A 17,012-nucleotide genomic window follows, 5' to 3' on the forward strand; every position below is an offset into this window, starting at 1 on the left:
CATAGGCATAGCCATACAGGCAGCAATAAGCAGGGTGCGCAAGCCGCGAGCCTGATCACACCATTGAAATGTGCTTGCAAACATAAGATAGGGGCAATCCCGTCAAATAAAAATCTTATTGTTGCAGAATTTGGCCAGTTTGTTGTGCGCGTTGGGCTGCTTTGGGCACACCGCTGGCGGCCGCCTGCCGGTAGGTGTCATTGGCCAGCATGAGCTGGACTTCACCCATATTGGCGCGTGCCAGCGCATAAGACGGATCAGCGGTCAGAGCCATCTTCAGGGCCTCCAGAGCCAGCTCCAGCTTGTCTTGCGCAATGTACTCAGCCGCCAGATTATTCCAGGGCTCGGGAAGCTCTGGATAGTAGGTGGTCATGTCCTGATAAATGCGGATGGCGCCATTGTGATCGCCGCTGGCCGACAGGGCACGCGCCTTCAAAAACAGCAACTGCACATTGGCACCCGGTTCACCCCGGTCCTTGCGTTGCTCCAGCTGTTTCTCGATGGCCTGAAGGGCATCGGCATGACGGCCTTGAGCAATCAGGGTGCTGATGCGCTGGCTGATTTGTGCGCCACTCAGAGGCAAAGCGGTATCGACGCTGGGAGCCAGTACGTCCAGCGCGCGAGCCAGACCCTTCCAGCCACGTTCAGGTTCGGGAGCGATATCCAGCAAGGGATCGTTTACCCGCGCACTGGGCGGGGGCAAATCGGGCAGGGATTGGGCGCTCACGGTGTGGCCCAGGGCCAGCAAAAGGGCCAGGGAGCAAGGAGCGAGAAACCGAGTCCGTCTAGATGTACTGAACACAGAGGGGGCGCCTATAAAATCTGGCTTGAAGACCAGGAAGGTTGGTAGATTGCTGCCTTTAACGAGGTCTGCTTGCTATACTTATTGACCATCATTCTAACCTTGCCTCTTGCCGGGCGGGAAATACGGAACCTCATCCAAGGGCAATTGTTCTGGCACAAGGTTCCGATTTTATGACGATTACAGGCCATGTTGCGCATTTATAACTCGTTGTCACGCTCTAAAGAGGTGTTTTCTCCGGTTGAACCGGGCCACGTACGTATGTACGTCTGTGGCATGACGGTCTACGACTTCTGTCACCTGGGGCACGCGCGAATGCTGGTCAGTTTTGACATCGTGCAGCGTTGGTTGCGAGCAAGTGGTTATCGCGTCACCTATGTGCGCAACATTACTGATATCGACGACAAGATCATCCGTCGCGCCGTCGAGCGCAAACAGCTCATGTCTGAAGTCACGGACTTCTATATTGACGCCATGCACGCTGACGAAAAGGCCCTGGGTGTGCAAAGCCCGGATTCGGAGCCCCGTGCGACCCAGCACGTGCCTGACATGCTGGGCATTATCGCCAAGCTGGAAGAAAACGGCCTGGCCTATCAGTCTGAAGATGGGGACGTGAACTACGCGGTGCGTCAGTTTCCCGGTTATGGCAAATTGTCAGGCCGCTCTTTGGATGATTTGCGGGCGGGCGAGCGCGTTGCCCTGAATTCTGCCAAGCGTGATCCTCTGGATTTCGTACTCTGGAAATCGGCCAAAGACGATGAGCCGGCCGAGTCCAAATGGGAGTCCTCGTACGGTCTGGGTCGACCAGGCTGGCACATCGAGTGTTCGGCCATGAGCAAGGCGCTGCTGGGTCTGCCCCTGGATATTCACGGCGGTGGCCCGGACCTGAAATTTCCGCACCACGAGAACGAAATCGCTCAAACGGAAGGGGCCTTTGGCGGCCAGTTGGCCAATGTCTGGATGCACTGCGGTCCCCTGATGGTGGACTCGGAAAAAATGTCCAAGTCTCTGGGCAACTTCCGTCGCATTCGCGATACCGTGGCTCCCGAGGGCCTGGCCGACGACCAAAGCAGCTATATCGCCAATCCGCGTGAAGCGGAAATGCTGCGCTTCTTTATTGTGCGCAATCATTACCGCAGCCTGCAAAATTACGCGCCGGACAATCTGCGCGATGCCCAGCAGGCTCTGGATCGTCTGTACCAGACCCTGCAACACGTTCCTGCTGCCGACGTTCAGATCGACTGGACGCAAGGCCCCGCCTTGGCGTTTGCCGAAGCCATGAACGACGATTTCAATACGGCTGGCGCTATTGCCGTTCTGTTTGAACTGGCTGGCCAGGCCAACCGCGACAAGGATGCCCAGGCCGCTGGTCTGATGCGCGCCCTGGGGGGCGTGATCGGCCTGTTGCAAGTGGACCCGGCCGTCTACTGGCGCGCCAGCACACGTTTTGGTCAGGCAGCCAGCGTGGCCGGTGCCGATTCCTTGAGCGACACCCAGATTGACGAGCTTCTGGCTGAGCGCAGCCAGGCCAAGCAGAACCGTGATTTTGCGCGTGCCGATGCTATTCGTGAGCAGCTCAAAGAGCAGGGCGTAGAGCTTGAGGACCGGCCAGGTGGAGCAACACAATGGCGCAGGGCCTAAGCGGCGTTCAATCCGGCCCTCAAGTGCGTTTGGTGGGCAAACCTGACTACTGGGACGACGCGTGCGCCCAGTTGATGAAGCGCGATCGTATCTTGCGCAAGCTCATCCCCCAGCATGGCGATTACTGGTTGCAACATCAGGCGCCGGCTTTTACCACATTGGTGCGCTCCATCGTGGGCCAGCAACTGGCCTCGCGTACAGCAGACCAGTTGTGGGCGAAGTTGCTGGAGGGCTGCGGTCAGGCGCTGTCGCCCCAACTGATTTTGGAGCTGGGCTACGAGACCTTGCATGGATTGGGTTTACCCAAACGCAAGGCCGAATATATCGTTGATTTGGCGACGCACTTCGATGCTCGTAAAATCGACCCCCAGGCATGGCAGTCCCTGTCTGACGAAGCCGTTATTGCTGACCTGTGCGCCATTCGTGGCGTCGGTCGCTGGACGGCGGATATGTTTCTGATTTTCAACTTGCACAGACCCGATGTTCTCCCTTTGGACGATGCGGGTCTGCTCAAGGCAATCTCTCAGCACTATTTCAGCGGCGAACCGGTGTCCCGGTTCGAGGCGCGTGAAGTTGCCCAGGCGTGGGCGCCGTGGTGTACGGTGGCTACCTGGCATCTGTGGCGCAGTCTGAACACAGTTGCGGTACGATATTAAATTAGGCCTAAACCTTAAGAACCGACATGCGAAATACATTCCTGGAATTTGAGCAGCCTTTGGCCGAGCTCGAAGGCAAAATCGAAGAGCTCCGCTATGTGCAATCTGATTCCGCTGTGGATATTTCAGAGGAACTCAGCCGTCTGCAGCAAAAAAGCCAGACGCTGGCCAAAAATATTTACGCCAAGCTCACGCCTTGGCAAACGGCCCTGGTTGCTCGCCATCCACAACGTCCATATACCCTGGACTATGTAAACCAGATTTTTTCGGACTTTCACGAGCTGCACGGCGACCGCATGTATGCGGACGACCTGGCGATCGTGGGGGGGCTGGCACGATTCAATGGCACCCCCTGCATGGTCATTGGTCACCAGAAGGGGCGCGACACCAAAGAGCGTGCCCGTCGCAACTTTGGCATGCCTCGCCCGGAAGGGTATCGCAAGGCCTTGCGACTGATGCGCCTTGCCGAGAAATTTGGTATTCCCGTGTTCACCTTCGTGGATACTCCTGGCGCGTATCCTGGCATTGGCGCCGAAGAGCGGGGTCAGTCCGAGGCAATCGGTCACAACCTGTTTGCCATGGCCAAGCTGCGTGTGCCTATCATCTCCACCATTATTGGTGAGGGCGGCTCGGGCGGTGCCCTGGCCATCGCCGTGGGGGATGTAGTCTCCATGCTGCAGTACTCCACGTATGCCGTGATCTCGCCGGAAGGCTGTGCCTCGATTCTCTGGCGTAGCGCCGACAAGGCTCCCGTCGCTGCCGAGGCTCTGGCCATTACGGCGCCCCGTCTGAAAGAGCTGGGTCTGGTCGATCGTGTGATCAATGAACCGATCGGCGGCGCGCATCGCGACCCCACGATGATGGCTCGTCAGTTGGGCCGTGCCCTGGCCGACGCCTTGCGTCAGGTGTCGGGTCTGACTACCGAGCAATTGCTGGCGCAACGCATGGAACGTCTCCTGGCCTATGGCCGCTATCAGGAAGTACGTGCCTGATCCATTGCCTTGCAGTCCGCTGGGGGGCTTTAGCCCCTCGCCTGCGCTGCTAAAGGCGCTTGACCACCACCTGAGTTTTACAAGCAGCGATAGCATCGCTGTCGCCTTGAGTGGTGGCGCGGACTCGGCTATGCTGGCGGTACATGCCCATTTTTGGGCCAGCCGCCGCAAAGTCACACTTCATTTTTTCCATATTCATCACGGCCTGCAAGCCTTTGCCGATCAGTGGCAAGTGCATGTGCATGACTTGGCGGCGCGTTTGCAGCGACCCTGTCACAGCTTGCGGGTCCAGGTGCAGTCCCGCCGTCTCAGCGCGGATGGCATGGAATCCGCCGCACGTGATGCCCGCTATCAAGGTCTGGCTGAACTGGCGCATTTTGTTGGCTTGCAGCATGTGCTGCTGGCCCATCATCAGGACGATCAGGCTGAAACCGTTTTGATGCGTTTGCTGCGAGGCACGGGCACAACCGGCTTGGGTGCGATGGCACCCCATATGCAGCGTGATGATCTGAGTTACTGGCGACCCTGGCTGGAGCAGCCCAGGGCACTCATTCTTCAAGCCAGTGAACATTTTACGGCGGCCACAGGCTGGCACGCAGTACAAGACCCCACCAATACCAATCCTGATTACACCCGTGGCGCGGTGCGTGACTTGCTCACGCCTGTGCTGGATGCACGCTGGCCCGGTTGGCAAAGCCGTTTGCAAAGACAGGCCCACCTGAGCCGTGAAACGCAGGAGGTCCTGGACAGTGTGGCGCGTCAGGATTGGCTAGGGCTGGAGCCGGATGAAACCGGCCGCAGCTTCAGTTTGAGCGCCTGGCGCGGTCTGGAACCGGCCCGGCAAAGCATGGTGATCCGTTATTGGTTGCAGGAGCAGGGCGCCGGTTTGCCCACGCATGCCCGTCTGGCAGAGCTGCTGCGCCAGCTGCGTGGCGTGCATGCCCAGGGTCACGACAGAAATTTGATGTGGAAGCATGGACCAAACCTGATCCGCTGTGTTCGTGGTCGGGTGCTGATCGAATCTGCCGGTTCAGGCGGGCAGCAAGCCGGCCTGAAGGCCGATCAAGCAAGTAAGTAGTTTTGGGGTGGCCTGTGGCAGGAGCGTGGGCTATGGTGTTGAGTCGACAAAGTATGTGTTTTTTTGCGTGCGCATGTGGTAGAGCCTGCGCTTGGGGCACAGAAAGTCGTTAGAATAGTTGGGTTTTGTGTCTATCCCAGACCTTAGCCCTTTGATGCAGAGTAAAAGATGTCCCTGATCGTACATAAATATGGCGGCACGTCGATGGGCTCGATCGAGCGCATCCAGAATGTGGCGCGTCGGGTTGCCAAATGGCATGCCGCCGGGCACCAGGTGGTGGTGGTTCCTTCGGCCATGTCCGGCGAAACTAACCGCCTGCTAGGCCTGGCCAAAGAACTGAGCGTTCAGCCTGATCCGCGTGAGCTGGATATGCTGGCAGCCACGGGCGAACAGGCCAGTAGCGCCCTGTTGGCCATGGCCCTGGCGGCCCAAGGCGTACCTGCCCGCAGCTATACCGGCTGGCAGGTTCCCGTAAAAACTGACAACGCCTACACCCGTGCTCGCATTCGTTCTATCGACGACACCCGCATCCGCCAGGATCTGGACGCAGGCCGTGTGGTCGTGGTGACCGGTTTCCAGGGTGTGGATGATGAAGGCAATATCACGACCCTGGGTCGTGGTGGCTCGGACACCTCGGCGGTGGCGGTGGCAGCGGCCATGAAGGCCAGCGAGTGCCTGATCTACACCGATGTGGACGGTGTCTACACGACCGACCCGCGCGTCGTGCCGGAAGCCCGTCGCATGAAAGTGCTGTCTTTTGAAGAAATGTTGGAAATGGCCTCTCTGGGCTCCAAGGTTCTTCAAATCCGGTCCGTGGAATTTGCCGGCAAGTACAAGGTGCCCGTACGCGTCTTGTCGTCCCTGACCGACCCCATGATTCCGCTCGAAGAAGAAATGTCTTCGGGCACGCTGATTACTTTCGAGGAAGACCAAAAAATGGAAGCTGCCGTTGTCTCTGGCATCGCCTTCAGCCGTGATGAAGCCAAGTTCACCCTGCGTGCCGTGCCCGACACCCCTGGCGTGGCCTATTCCATTCTGGGCCCCATTGCCGCCGCCAATATTGAAGTCGACATGATTTTGCAGAACCTGTCGGTTCAAGGCACGACCGACTTCTCCTTTACGGTCAGCCGCAATGATGCACTGCGCACCAAGGAATTGCTGACCAATCAGGTTGGCCCTGCCGTGGGCGCTGGTGAAATCGTGTTTGACGAAGCCGTTTGCAAAGTCTCCATCGTGGGCATCGGCATGCGTAACCACGCCGGTATTGCCAGCTCGATGTTCCGTGCCTTGTCCGAAGAGGGCATCAATATCCAGATGATCAGCACCAGCGAGATCAAGACCTCTGTGATTATTGCCGACAAGTACATGGAATTGGCTGTGCGTGCCTTGCACAAGACTTTCGAGCTGGATCAGGAAAAATAATCTCTTTTGCTATTTGCATTGGTTTTTTATAAATGCTATAGTAGCTTCTTTCCTAGAGCTGGAGACGTGGCCGAGAGGTTGAAGGTACTCCCCTGCTAAGGGAGCATACGGCTTATACCCGTATCGAGGGTTCGAATCCCTCCGTCTCCGCCAGCTGGAATTAAATTAAGCCCTTGTTTTCAAGGGCTTTTTTTATTGCCTGCTGTTTTCTGACGATATGTCGGCCCCTTAATGGCCGGCAGTCACCAGATACTTGCACCACTTTTTTTTGCATCCGCCACGCGGATTGCGCTGTGTTCACTCCGTTCCCGTGATACGTAAAAAACAATAATTGTTACCTTTCCCTTGCTTCATCCGAATCAGTTGCGGATCTGGGAAGGAGGGATGTTTCAAACAACACGGATTGCAAAGAGTGCAAGACTTTTCAAACAAAGACACTTGAAGAATGAAAAGGCTGTGTCGTTTTTGGCACAGGCCAAGTAAAGCAGCGGGTCTCGTGCTTACAATCAAACAAAGTGTTTTGCGTCGTTCAAGACGGCAGTCTTGTTTTTTAGGGCGAGCGATGATTAAACGAGTCCTCTGTATCTGTGGCATAGCCTTGATGGGCTTGCCGTTTTTGGCGTCTTCAACAGAGCTGGCATTAGATGAGCAGGTGGTGACTCGTTACGTGCAAAGCCTGCGCGATATTTTGCCCGTGCTCCAAACGGTGGAGCGCAGCGAGCCCGTGTGGGACGGGGGGCAGCCGGATGGCTTGCCGCCTGTACTGGAACTTGAGCAGGTGGAGCGCGGCTCGGACTTGTACCGCCAGTTAAATAGTCTGACGCAAAAACATGGCTTCTCCGGACTGGAGCAATGGGACGCCGTGGGCCAGCAGATCTGGCTGACCCGTCTCTATATCCAGGAGCGTGAAGATCTGGATTCGGTCTATGAGCAGCTGGATGTACTGGAAGCCGCTTTGCGTGATAACGCCCGCCAGTATTCCACGGCCGAGCTCGAGCAGTTAATGCGCACGTTCCAGGACAGCAAAAATCATATTCTGCGTTTGATCGCAACGCGCAGTGATGTCCCCCCCGTACAGGCACATATGGCTGATCTGGATGCGGCACTGGCTTCGCTGGAGTAACGAGGCGGCTGTCAGGTACGGGGCAGCACGATGCAATGGTGCTCGTTGGGAATGGATTCCCCGCAATTCGGGCTAGTTGTCATATTTTGACGCTTCTTTTCTGAGCATGACAGAAGGAATCGGGGATAATTGCCGTCTTGTTGAAAACTAGTGGGAAGACTGAAGCGTCATGCGTATCATCTTGATTTTGTTGGGGGCTGCGGTATTGGCCTACCTGATTGCCAAAGGCATACGGCAACTGATGGTGGAACGGCGTCAATTAAAAGACCAGACGCGACAGCCACGCCCAGGAAACCGTGATGAGCACTGATAAAAATCCATTTACTAAACTGGCTGCGAAAACAAAGTCTGAAGGTGGCGCCAATTATTCCAGGGGACTCGGTTTCCTGGGGGCTGCGCTGCTTATTTTCCTGATCCTGATTGTGGCCTCCATGGGCTCATTTCTGCAGGTTGACCAGGGGGAGCGGGGTGTGGTGCTGCGCAACGGCAAGCTGGTGCGCGTGGCCGAACCGGGCCTGGACTTCAAGGTACCGTTCTTTGATACGGTGCGCAAAATTTCGGTGCGTGACCACACAGTTCGCATGCAGCTGGAAGCCTATAGTTATGATCAGCAGTCTGCCTCGATGGTCGCATCGGTCACGTATCGCGTGCCAGAAACCGATGTGGCCCAGCTGTATTCCGAATATGGTTCGCTGGAGGCGTTGGAAACGCGCTTGCTCGAACGCAAGGCGCTGGACGTGATCAAGAACGTGTTTGGTAAATACACGGCCGCCCAGTCGATTCAGAATCGTGAAAAGCTCGGGGCCGATATCAACGAAGCCATGCGGGTGACGCTGGAGTCTGCGCCTTTGCAGATGATGGGCGTGCAGGTTGAGGAAGTGTCCTTCTCCAAGGCTTACGAGCAGTCGATCGAAAACCGTATGCTGGCTCAGGTTCAGATCGAAACCACTCGCCAACAGAAGGAAACCGCCTCCATCCAGGCGGAAATCGAGGTGGTTCAGGCTGAGGCTCAAGCTCGTGCTCAGCGTGAACGGTATATGGCCGAAGCCGACGGCATTCGTTTGCGCGGGGAAGCGGAAGCCAAGGCTATTTCGGCCAAGGCACAGGCACTGGCGCAAAATACGAATCTGGTCAATTTGAATGCCGTGGAGAAGTGGGACGGCAAATTGCCAGAGAGTCTGGTGCCTGGTTCGGCCATGCCTTTTATCGGGTTGCGCTAAGGCAGGGGCTGGCCTGAATAGACTTTCTTCGGTAGCGTTAGGACAAGCATGACGCTACCGATTGTGTTTTCAAGGAGTGATGGATGAATGAAGAAATGAACCCTGTCCCACAAGGTGGGGGTAGCAATCAACTGGTCAGTCTGCGTAATCTGACACTCATCAATTACGCGCTGTATATCTTGTCCATGTTTGGCGGCATTACCGCCCTGGTTGCCATCATCATCAATTACATCAAACGCGATGAAGTGCGCGGCACGTATCTGGAGTCGCACTTTGACTGGCAAATCCGCACCTTTTGGTGGGGCTTGGCTGGTGTGGCCCTGTCTTTCTTGCTGATGGCGATTCTGATCGGTTTTGTGACGATCGTCATCGTGAGCGTCTGGATCTTGTACCGTCTGATCAAAGGCCTGCTGGCCCTGAATGACGGCAAGGCGATTGCCTGATCAGCCAGTCATCAAGCGTGGTTGAGAAAGGGCTCGCATCGCTTCGCGGGCCTCTTTGGGCGGTACCCCAAAATGCTGTCGAAAGGCACGGCTGAAATGCGCGGAGCTGCTAAATCCCCAGTGGTAGGCAATCTCGGTAATGGTTCGCTTGTGATGAGCCAGGCGGCGCAAGTCTTGTTCAGCCCCTTGCAGGCGCATGGACCAGATCCAGTTTGTCAGTGAAGTCGCCTCGCCGTCCCAGGCGCGGTGAATCGTGCTGGCGGCCAGCCCCAGACGCTGGGCGATCTTGCCAACGCACAGTTCAGGATCGCGCAGGTTTTCCAGCACATAGGCTTTGATTCGCTCGCGTCGCTGCGAGGCCGTGTGGTCTTTCAAGGGCAGTGTGCTCAGATTGTCAGCCAGTGCCGCCACTAAAATACCCACCAGACTGTCCGCCAGCGAGCGGTCTACCAAATCCCCGCGGGACGGCGGGCTGTTCATCAGCTCGGACACCATATGCGAGAGCAGGCGTGCCGTACCGGATTGGGCGCTACTCATCGTGCAGGCGGTCATGTCTTCGGCATGGTGCAAGCGTTTGCGCAAGATGGAACCGGGCAAGGAGAGCACATATTGCTCAAAATCCTGGTCAAACAAAAGCTGGTAAGGGCGGGTGGAGTCGTACAGGGCCAGATCTCCAGGCTTGAGATGGGCCGTTTTTTGGTCCTGAATCAGCTGCCCGGTGCCCGCGACCTGAATGCTGAGCAGAAAAATATCTTCAGAGGCGCGGGAGATTTGCAATGGCGTGCGCAATACGGTTTGCGTGGTCGAGGTGATTCGGGACAGATTGACGGCGGCCAGTTCGCGACGAGTAATGGCGCCAAAGAAGGGAGCCGTGGAGCGGGAGGGAACGGCACATTCCAGTTGCACATAGGCTTTGTTGACGGCTTCCATCCAGTAAGGGGCGCGCCGTGCGGGGGGAATTGTCGTCGTAGACCATTGCTCCATGGAAGACCTCATCGTCTTAGAACCAGAGGCAGATAGCAAACGCTGCCATCAGCCGAACTGGCTAAGTATCCGGTATGTTCCAGGGTTTGGACCAGACCAGAAAGCGTCCCAGGAGGCGATAATTTCAGACCAGCTGGAGCCCGGCGCCTGGCTTACCCCTCAATGAGCGAGCAGCAAGCGCACCGGGCCCTTTCTGTGGGGCGTAAAGGTTGATCGACCTGGACCCGTCAGGATGGCTCGTGCAGCAGTACCGTGTCAGTGCTGTAGTTTGGCTGAGTAGGCTCGGCCGGAGCGCTGCTCAGTGGCGATGGGCTAGCCGTGCTCTCTTTAACGACGCTTTTGGGGTGTAGGCGGGTCATAGGCTCACGATGTCCCAAGTCCAGCACCAGGCGAGTGGCTTCGGGTTTGGAATAGTGCCCCACAGGGTCATTGATGGCCTTGGCGTAGGCAATTTCTTCCATGTCCAGATCAGCGATGATCAGGCCTTCGGCATCATGGGGCAGGTAAGGTGCCAAGGTACGGCCATCAGGGGCAAAGATCATGGAGCTGCCTCCGCCTACGGTCAGTAGATGGGCGTTGTGCTCACCGACTTCCAGCATGTCCAGCGTCTCTTGGGTGACGACACTGCTGGCAGCAATCGTAAAGCACTGACCCTCCACCGAGTAAATCTGTGAAGCGGCCATATTCACCTTGGCGCTCAACGCATGTGCCTGTTCGCTGTACAGTGAAAAAGAGGGCCAGGCAGCAATGTGGATTGCCTCATGCTGGGAGTAGAGTGCGTATTTGCTCAAGGGGGAGAGGTGCTCCCAGCAGCACAAGGCTCCGACCCGCCCCAGCTCGGTATCGGAGACGATCAGGTCGCGGGCATACCCTTCACCAAAGACCGTGCGCTCTACATGCGTGGGTTTGAGTTTGCGGCGCGACCACAACATCTCGCCCTTGTCATCAATCAGGCACTGCCCCAGATACAGGCTGCCGCCACTACGCTCGCTGTAGCCCAGGGCAATAAAAATACCCAAGGTACGCGCGGCCTGGGCAATGTGATGAAATTCTGCACTGTCCAGACCGAGCGAGTTGGCCTGATAACGGGCACTGTATTTGAGTGACCAGGCCGGTGCGCCCAGCCAGACATGAAAAGGGTAGCCCGGTAGCCAGGTCTCGCCAAACACGATCAGGTCGCATCCCTCATCGCGCGCCTGACGGGCAAGTTCAATGGTCTTGTCCACGCCGGCTGCCAGATCGTAATTGGGAGAGGCGGCCTGTACGGCGGCGGCCCGAACGATTTTCCTTGTCTGCATACATCCTCCATGTCGCGGTATTCGCGATCTTGATCCCCATGCCGTGCACAATACCGCACCCGGCCATTATGATTTGACTCAGTGTAGGGCCGGGAGCGGGTGAGGAATTGACTGACCGACGCAGCAAACTTGACTGGTAGGCGCAGGCTCAGGGAGGTTCGGATGAGCGCTTGAAACGGATAGCGACGGGTGCAAGGAGGCGGTCGCCGCGTCTCTGTTACTTATGGTGCGAAGCTGTATTGCACCGTCAAGCCCAGACCCAGGACCCAGAGGATCAAGGGGATTGGACGCATCAGCAGGCTGGGAATGGTGCGCAGGATATAGCCGAGCAGACGGGTAAACAGCCAGAGCAGGGAAGGCGATCTATCTGTTTCTTTCATATAAATCATGCCTTGCGCCAGCAAAAAGGACTGCGACAGGTAGGCGGCGTAAAACACCATGCCCAAGCAAAAGGCCAGCCAGTAATACAACATGCTCATAGGATGCAAAAAGAAAGAGGACGGCGCATTATATCGAGCTGTAGAGGCTATGATCTTCTTTTTGGCCGGACCCCGTGCTGGCCAGGTGCAGGCTTTGTACGAGGCAGGTATGCAAAATATTTATTCTATTGATGGTCTGGTGCCCGTCGTTCATCCTACGGCCTTTGTTCATCCTACCGCCGTGTTGATTGGGGACGTGATTATCGGCGAAGGGGTTTATATCGGCCCCCTGGCGAGTTTGCGTGGCGACTTCGGGCGCATCATCATGAAGGCGGGGTCCAACATTCAGGATACCTGTGTGATCCACGGCACGCCCTACCAGGACACCATCGTGCATGAGGACGGTCACGTCGGACATGGTGCGGTGCTGCACGGATGCGTGATTGGACGCAACGTACTGGTGGGCATGAATGCGGTGGTCATGGACGCGGCAGATATTGGCGCGGACAGTATTATTGGCGCCATGGCCTTTGTTAAAAAAGGCATGCAGGTGCCGCCGCGCAGTCTGGTGGCCGGCTCTCCCGCAGTAATCGTCAAAGAGCTGGATCAGAAGGCCATTGATGGGAAATTTTTCGGAACACGCATGTACCAGCGTCTGGCTCAGCGCTCGTTGGCGACCATGCAGCGTGTTGAACCTTTGACCGAAGTAGAGGCCGATCGCCCACGCCTGCGTGAAGACCAGATTTACCCGGTGGATTGCTCCAAGTAGAAGCTTGAGTGGCACTTTGCTTCTCTCAGCCCCAGACGGTATTGCCGATTTATACGCGGGTTTGAATACGCATAGGGCTGTGTATTGGCATCCTGCGAGTCTTGCGTGCCGCCGTGTGTCGGCAGTAATAATGAAAAAACCCTTGGCATGGAGTGATATCCAGAGGCCAAGGGTTTTTTGTGCGTTCAGTCTTCAGGCCGCAAGGTCTGAGCTGCCAAGCAGGACGAGGCAGCCCCGTGCTTGCCGGACTTATTTGCCTGCCGCCGCCAAAGCCTGTTTCCAGGCGTCGAGCACGGTGTTGTATTCAGCTGCCGCTTTCAAGGGATCGATAGTGGCCACTTTGATCTGATCCAGGTTTGGCAACTGGGTCAGTTCGGCCACATTGATGTCGCTACGGGTGGGGCGACGGAAGTTTTCTACCAGTTCGGCTTCCTGTACTTCCTTGGACAGCAAAACGTCTACCAGTTTGCGAGCTGCCTCCTGACCGTTCTTAGGATTCTTGATCACGGCCACGCCTTCCGGGGCAACAAAGGTGCCGTCTTCGGGGTAGATCAGCTCAATCCCTTTCTGGCCACCGGCGACGTAGGCGTAAGCGGCGTATTCCATGGTCACGCCCAGTGGGTATTCACCGTTAGCCACACTTTTGTAGACCTGGCCAGAACTCTTGGACACGATGACGTTGGCAGCCAGTTTGTTAAGGCCTTCCGCGCCGTACAGTTGGTAAATACCGTAAACCTGATCGTAGGCACTACCCGAGGAGGCGGGATCACCGATGATGATCTTGCCTTTCCACTGAGGGTCGAACAAATCAGACCAGGTCTTGGGAGCGGCCAGGCCTTTCAGCTGGCGCTCGTTGGCCATGATGACCATGACGTGGGCATTGGAGCTGGTCCACAGGCTGTCCTTGCCGTGGAAGGCCTGCGCAATAGCCTTGTTCTCGGGTGATTCGTAGGGCTCAAAGTTTTGCTGGAAAGCAGCCATGGTGCCGTAACCAGCACCCCAGACCACATCGCCCAACGGGTTTTGTGCTTCGGCTTCGATACGCTTCATCAAGGCGCCCGCGCCTGAGGTTACTTGTTGAATGGACAGGTCCGGCGCGGTTTTGCGGGCGATTTCCAGGGCCGTATCAATGGTTTGCACATTGTTGGGCGTATACATCACGGCATTGGCGGCCAGAGCGGTACTGGACAGGGACAGGGCGCCGACACTGAGCGAGAGTGCCAGACCTGTTTTCAGGAAACGTGTAGTCAGCATAATGAGCCTTTTTAGATTAGCGGCTGGAAAACAGATCCAGCTTGAGGAAACGGATAGCCAGATAAATAGGCACCAGAATCACGACCATCAAGATCACGCCATAGGCCGAGGCGCGGGCCAGAAAACCGGCGTCAATCTGGCGGAACATCTGGATGGGCATGGTTTCCATCCCACCGTAATACAGCACGATCGTGGCGGAAATTTCGGCCAGGGAAGTCACCCACATCAGGATGGCCGCCCCCAAAATGGCTGGCTTCATCAAGGGCAACACCACCTTGAAGAAACTCTGAAAAGGACTGACACCCAGGTTGATGGAGGCTTCTTCGATCGAGTCGGGAATGTTGTAGAGCGAGGCCGACGCGGAGCGAATGGAAAAGGGCACCTTGCGCACAAAGTAGGCGCCGGCCATGATGACCCAGGTGCCGGTGAGCACCAGCATGCCGCTGTTGTAGGTCTGGATCAGGGCGATACCGAGCACAGTGCCTGAAATGGCCAGGGGCAGCATCACCATATAGTCCAGCGCCGTCACCACGAACAGTCGCTTTTTCACGATCAAGTAACTGCAGATCGTGGCAAAGCAGGTGCCTGCAACGGTGGCGACACTGGCCAGCATCAGCGAGTTCAGGATGGGCTCCGGTGCGTAGCGCAGGGCGCGCTCCATATTGTCCAGGGTGAAGGTCCCGTATTGCATGACCGGGCCGCTGGCTTTGGTGAACGCGCCAATCAGCACGATAAAGGCCGGAATCAGCGAGAAGGTCACAAAGAGCACGGCGCCGATGGCCAGCAAGATGCCGGCCAGGCCTTGGGCGCGTACAGGACGCGGCGCACGGCCTTGCTGCATCTGGAAGGTCTTGCGCTCCAGAACCCGTTTCTGGATGAACAGCACGGCACCGACCAGAATTACCGAGACGACGGCCAGCACGCCTTGCATGGTGGGGTTGCCACTCATTTCGGACAGAAAGGTGGTGTAGGTCAGCGAGGACAGTACATCGACCTGACCGCCCAGAATCATGGGGATGGAGAAGTTGTCCACGGCCAGTGTGAACACAATCATGGCATTGACCAGCAAGGCAGGCATCAGCACCGGAAAGGTGACGCTAAGCGCGCGCTTGAAGTTGCTGGCCCCCAGGTTCACAGCCGCTTCTTCCAGCGTACCGTCAATAGCCTTGAGCGCCGCCAGCATGCCGATATACACATAGGTGTAATCGTTCAGGATCAGCACGTAAGACATGCCAAACCAGCCGTAGAAGCTGGGCAGGTCGATGCCGATGTTCTCCAGCGCCAGACGCACCACGCCGTTATTGCCCAGCAGCATCAGCCAGGCCTGCGAGACAATGATGTCCGGCAGCACAATGGTGGTCAGCGGCAAAATGGCGACAATGGCTTTGCCGGGAAAGTCGTAGCGCGCCACCACATAGGCCAGTGGAGCGCCCAGCAGCAAGGTGCCGATGGTGGAAATCAGCCCCAGCTTGATGGTGTTGAAAAAGGCCTCGACGTAGCGGGGGTCACTGAAAAAGGTTTCAAAGCCGTGCAGGCTGGGCAGGCCCGTTGCCGGATCAACGACACTTTGATAGAACAAGGAAGCCAGTGGCCAGACGACCCAGAAAACCAGTACCACCAGACAAACCAGGGCAGGCAGGAACCAGGGAGAACGAAGGGCCAGGGGTCTTGCAGCAATAGCCATGAGTATTACGCCTCGACCAGACGACATTCAGGGCTAAAGCTCAGGTTCACCGAGCGGCCTGCCAAAAGATGGGGGTCCAGGGCGGCCGCAACGTCAGCAATGATCTGTTTGCCGTCATTGAGCTTCAGGCTGTAGGCCGTTTTGGTCCCCAGATACTGGCGAGCCACCACCTGGGCGGGGATGCTGCCAGCCAGCGCTTGCGTATGCAGCGTGATGTGTTCGGGACGTACCGCCAGCAAGATCTGGCCTGCTGGGGGCGGATTGTTCACCATGATATGGCCGCCTGCGATGCTGACGGTGGTGTGGTCGGGCTCCTGATGAACGCCCAGGGTGTCGATCAGGTTGGCCGCCCCAATAAAGTCGGCAGCATACGCTGTACGTGGGCTGGAGTACATCAGTTCAGGTGTATCGAGCTGGTCGATCCGACCTTGGCGCAACAAAGCGATGCGGTCCGACATGGACAGGGCTTCTTCCTGGTCATGTGTCACGAAAATAGCCGTGATGTTCGATTCCTGTTGCAGTTCACGAATGACCTGACGCATCTGAATGCGCAGCTTGGCATCCAGGTTGGACAGGGGCTCGTCCATCAGCAGCACCCGGGGTTCGATCACCAGGGCACGGGCCAGGGCCACACGCTGACGTTGACCGCCTGACAGTTCAGCAGGGTAACGCTGGGCCATGCCGCCCAGCTCGACGCGGTCCAGAATGTAGCCGACTTTTTTCTTTATGTCGCTGCTGCTGACTTTACGTACCCGCAAGCCGTAGGCCACGTTGTCAAAGACGCTCTTGTCCGGAAACAGGGCGTAGTCCTGAAATACCATGCCGGTCTCGCGCTTGTGGGCGGGCAGGTAGGTAATATCTTCTTTGTCCAGATACAGACGGCCTTCATCGGGGATGATGAAACCGGCAATCATGCGTAGCAAGGTGGTTTTGCCACAGCCGCTCGGGCCTAATAATGTGAAGAATTCACCGTGCCGGATTTCCAGGCTCAGTTCATTGATGATGGTGTTGCTGCCGTAGCGTTTAACGACGCGATCGATGTGGATGTCTGCCATGGGGATAGATCAGCCTGGGACTGAATAATGCAGGTAAGCCGCGCTGCAAGAAGGCGGTTGCCTAGGCTTTTAAAGGAAGTGGCTCAGGCGCCGCCGGCGATATAAACCGCCCTGGGGCCTTGGCACAAACAATAATTACAAGTTGATGACATGTTTTATACGAAGTTGCTAT

General features: G+C 56.9%; 17 protein-coding genes and 1 tRNA gene. 11 read left to right on the forward strand and 7 right to left on the reverse strand.

Features of this window, described 5'->3' with window-relative positions:
* Window positions 1-115 precede the first annotated feature (115 nt).
* Window positions 116-727, reverse strand: a complete 612-nt coding sequence (locus ACOZ42_RS04395; protein WP_230406263.1) for a tetratricopeptide repeat protein — start codon at window positions 725-727, stop codon at window positions 116-118.
* 264 nt (window positions 728-991) lie between these two features.
* Here ACOZ42_RS04395 and cysS point away from each other — a divergent pair, with 264 nt between their 5' ends.
* From cysS to ACOZ42_RS04445, 10 genes are all read left to right on the forward strand, one after another.
* Window positions 992-2,443 carry a cysteine--tRNA ligase gene (gene cysS, locus ACOZ42_RS04400; RefSeq protein WP_059318754.1) on the forward strand — a complete coding sequence of 484 codons (1,452 nt, stop codon included), beginning with the start codon at window positions 992-994 and terminating at the stop codon, window positions 2,441-2,443.
* Window positions 2,428-3,099: a DNA-3-methyladenine glycosylase family protein gene (locus ACOZ42_RS04405; RefSeq protein ID WP_003802640.1), complete on the forward strand. Its 672-nt coding sequence runs from the start codon at window positions 2,428-2,430 to the stop codon at window positions 3,097-3,099. The genes cysS and ACOZ42_RS04405 overlap by 16 nt, the downstream gene beginning before the upstream one ends.
* A gap of 26 nt (window positions 3,100-3,125) precedes the next feature.
* Window positions 3,126-4,091 (forward strand): acetyl-CoA carboxylase carboxyltransferase subunit alpha, encoded by a 966-nt coding sequence (locus tag ACOZ42_RS04410; protein ID WP_003802638.1) that lies wholly within the window; start codon window positions 3,126-3,128, stop codon window positions 4,089-4,091.
* Window positions 4,063-5,169, forward strand: coding sequence for a tRNA lysidine(34) synthetase TilS (gene tilS, locus ACOZ42_RS04415; RefSeq protein ID WP_426345587.1), 1,107 nt, complete (start codon window positions 4,063-4,065; stop codon window positions 5,167-5,169). The genes ACOZ42_RS04410 and tilS overlap by 29 nt, the downstream gene beginning before the upstream one ends.
* A gap of 168 nt (window positions 5,170-5,337) precedes the next feature.
* On the forward strand, window positions 5,338-6,591 hold the full coding sequence (locus ACOZ42_RS04420) for an aspartate kinase (RefSeq protein WP_003802636.1): 1,254 nt from the start codon (window positions 5,338-5,340) through the stop codon (window positions 6,589-6,591).
* 60 nt (window positions 6,592-6,651) lie between these two features.
* Window positions 6,652-6,744: transfer RNA gene (locus tag ACOZ42_RS04425), tRNA-Ser, on the forward strand.
* Between the two features lie 409 nt (window positions 6,745-7,153).
* Entirely contained in the window at window positions 7,154-7,714 is a 561-nt protein-coding gene (locus ACOZ42_RS04430; protein ID WP_230406265.1) for a hypothetical protein, read from the forward strand.
* A 169-nt stretch (window positions 7,715-7,883) separates the two neighbouring features.
* Window positions 7,884-8,024 (forward strand): hypothetical protein, encoded by a 141-nt coding sequence (locus ACOZ42_RS04435; RefSeq protein WP_162829359.1) that lies wholly within the window; start codon window positions 7,884-7,886, stop codon window positions 8,022-8,024.
* Window positions 8,014-8,934, forward strand: a complete 921-nt coding sequence (locus tag ACOZ42_RS04440) for a prohibitin family protein (protein WP_003802633.1) — start codon at window positions 8,014-8,016, stop codon at window positions 8,932-8,934. The genes ACOZ42_RS04435 and ACOZ42_RS04440 overlap by 11 nt, the downstream gene beginning before the upstream one ends.
* A gap of 83 nt (window positions 8,935-9,017) precedes the next feature.
* Window positions 9,018-9,377, forward strand: a complete 360-nt coding sequence (locus ACOZ42_RS04445; protein WP_003802631.1) for a DUF4870 family protein — start codon at window positions 9,018-9,020, stop codon at window positions 9,375-9,377.
* Here the strand turns inward: ACOZ42_RS04445 and ACOZ42_RS04450 are convergent, their stop codons facing one another.
* From ACOZ42_RS04450 to ACOZ42_RS04460, 3 genes are all read right to left on the reverse strand, one after another.
* A complete protein-coding gene (locus ACOZ42_RS04450) occupies window positions 9,378-10,361 on the reverse strand; it encodes a helix-turn-helix domain-containing protein (protein ID WP_039943525.1) in 984 nt (327 codons plus the stop codon). It abuts the gene before it with no gap.
* 227 nt (window positions 10,362-10,588) lie between these two features.
* Window positions 10,589-11,659: a nitrilase gene (locus tag ACOZ42_RS04455; protein WP_426345588.1), complete on the reverse strand. Its 1,071-nt coding sequence runs from the start codon at window positions 11,657-11,659 to the stop codon at window positions 10,589-10,591.
* A gap of 221 nt (window positions 11,660-11,880) precedes the next feature.
* Window positions 11,881-12,138: a hypothetical protein gene (locus ACOZ42_RS04460; RefSeq protein ID WP_131071384.1), complete on the reverse strand. Its 258-nt coding sequence runs from the start codon at window positions 12,136-12,138 to the stop codon at window positions 11,881-11,883.
* Window positions 12,139-12,247: 109 nt separating this feature from the next.
* Here ACOZ42_RS04460 and ACOZ42_RS04465 point away from each other — a divergent pair, with 109 nt between their 5' ends.
* Window positions 12,248-12,847: a phenylacetic acid degradation protein PaaY gene (locus ACOZ42_RS04465; protein ID WP_131071385.1), complete on the forward strand. Its 600-nt coding sequence runs from the start codon at window positions 12,248-12,250 to the stop codon at window positions 12,845-12,847.
* Window positions 12,848-13,096: 249 nt separating this feature from the next.
* Here the strand turns inward: ACOZ42_RS04465 and ACOZ42_RS04470 are convergent, their stop codons facing one another.
* Genes ACOZ42_RS04470 through ACOZ42_RS04480 form a run of 3 tightly spaced genes read right to left on the reverse strand, consistent with a single transcriptional unit; the run spans window position 13,097 to window position 16,840 of the window.
* Window positions 13,097-14,101, reverse strand: a complete 1,005-nt coding sequence (locus ACOZ42_RS04470) for an extracellular solute-binding protein (RefSeq protein ID WP_003802621.1) — start codon at window positions 14,099-14,101, stop codon at window positions 13,097-13,099.
* A 16-nt stretch (window positions 14,102-14,117) separates the two neighbouring features.
* Window positions 14,118-15,785 (reverse strand): ABC transporter permease, encoded by a 1,668-nt coding sequence (locus tag ACOZ42_RS04475; RefSeq protein WP_426345589.1) that lies wholly within the window; start codon window positions 15,783-15,785, stop codon window positions 14,118-14,120.
* 5 nt (window positions 15,786-15,790) lie between these two features.
* On the reverse strand, window positions 15,791-16,840 hold the full coding sequence (locus ACOZ42_RS04480) for an ABC transporter ATP-binding protein (RefSeq protein ID WP_426345590.1): 1,050 nt from the start codon (window positions 16,838-16,840) through the stop codon (window positions 15,791-15,793).
* Window positions 16,841-17,012: the final 172 nt, after the last annotated feature.

This window comes from Alcaligenes sp. HNGD-HTN06, from assembly GCF_049932565.1.
Lineage (GTDB): Bacteria > Pseudomonadota > Gammaproteobacteria > Burkholderiales > Burkholderiaceae_B > Alcaligenes > Alcaligenes ammonioxydans.

What these genes read in the sequence shown, in the direction of transcription:
- cysS (WP_059318754.1), top strand. Translation starts at nt 992, where the DNA reads ATGTTGCGCATTTATAACTCGTTGTCACGCTCTAAAGAGGTGTTTTCT.
- ACOZ42_RS04405 (WP_003802640.1), top strand. Translation starts at nt 2,428, where the DNA reads ATGGCGCAGGGCCTAAGCGGCGTTCAATCCGGCCCTCAAGTGCGTTTG.
- ACOZ42_RS04410 (WP_003802638.1), top strand. Translation starts at nt 3,126, where the DNA reads ATGCGAAATACATTCCTGGAATTTGAGCAGCCTTTGGCCGAGCTCGAA.
- tilS (WP_426345587.1), top strand. Translation starts at nt 4,063, where the DNA reads ATGGCCGCTATCAGGAAGTACGTGCCTGATCCATTGCCTTGCAGTCCG.
- ACOZ42_RS04420 (WP_003802636.1), top strand. Translation starts at nt 5,338, where the DNA reads ATGTCCCTGATCGTACATAAATATGGCGGCACGTCGATGGGCTCGATC.
- ACOZ42_RS04430 (WP_230406265.1), top strand. Translation starts at nt 7,154, where the DNA reads ATGATTAAACGAGTCCTCTGTATCTGTGGCATAGCCTTGATGGGCTTG.
- ACOZ42_RS04435 (WP_162829359.1), top strand. Translation starts at nt 7,884, where the DNA reads ATGCGTATCATCTTGATTTTGTTGGGGGCTGCGGTATTGGCCTACCTG.
- ACOZ42_RS04440 (WP_003802633.1), top strand. Translation starts at nt 8,014, where the DNA reads ATGAGCACTGATAAAAATCCATTTACTAAACTGGCTGCGAAAACAAAG.
- ACOZ42_RS04445 (WP_003802631.1), top strand. Translation starts at nt 9,018, where the DNA reads ATGAATGAAGAAATGAACCCTGTCCCACAAGGTGGGGGTAGCAATCAA.
- ACOZ42_RS04450 (WP_039943525.1), bottom strand. Translation starts at nt 10,361, where the DNA reads ATGGAGCAATGGTCTACGACGACAATTCCCCCCGCACGGCGCGCCCCT.
- ACOZ42_RS04455 (WP_426345588.1), bottom strand. Translation starts at nt 11,659, where the DNA reads ATGCAGACAAGGAAAATCGTTCGGGCCGCCGCCGTACAGGCCGCCTCT.
- ACOZ42_RS04460 (WP_131071384.1), bottom strand. Translation starts at nt 12,138, where the DNA reads ATGAGCATGTTGTATTACTGGCTGGCCTTTTGCTTGGGCATGGTGTTT.
- ACOZ42_RS04465 (WP_131071385.1), top strand. Translation starts at nt 12,248, where the DNA reads ATGCAAAATATTTATTCTATTGATGGTCTGGTGCCCGTCGTTCATCCT.
- ACOZ42_RS04470 (WP_003802621.1), bottom strand. Translation starts at nt 14,101, where the DNA reads ATGCTGACTACACGTTTCCTGAAAACAGGTCTGGCACTCTCGCTCAGT.
- ACOZ42_RS04475 (WP_426345589.1), bottom strand. Translation starts at nt 15,785, where the DNA reads ATGGCTATTGCTGCAAGACCCCTGGCCCTTCGTTCTCCCTGGTTCCTG.
- ACOZ42_RS04480 (WP_426345590.1), bottom strand. Translation starts at nt 16,840, where the DNA reads ATGGCAGACATCCACATCGATCGCGTCGTTAAACGCTACGGCAGCAAC.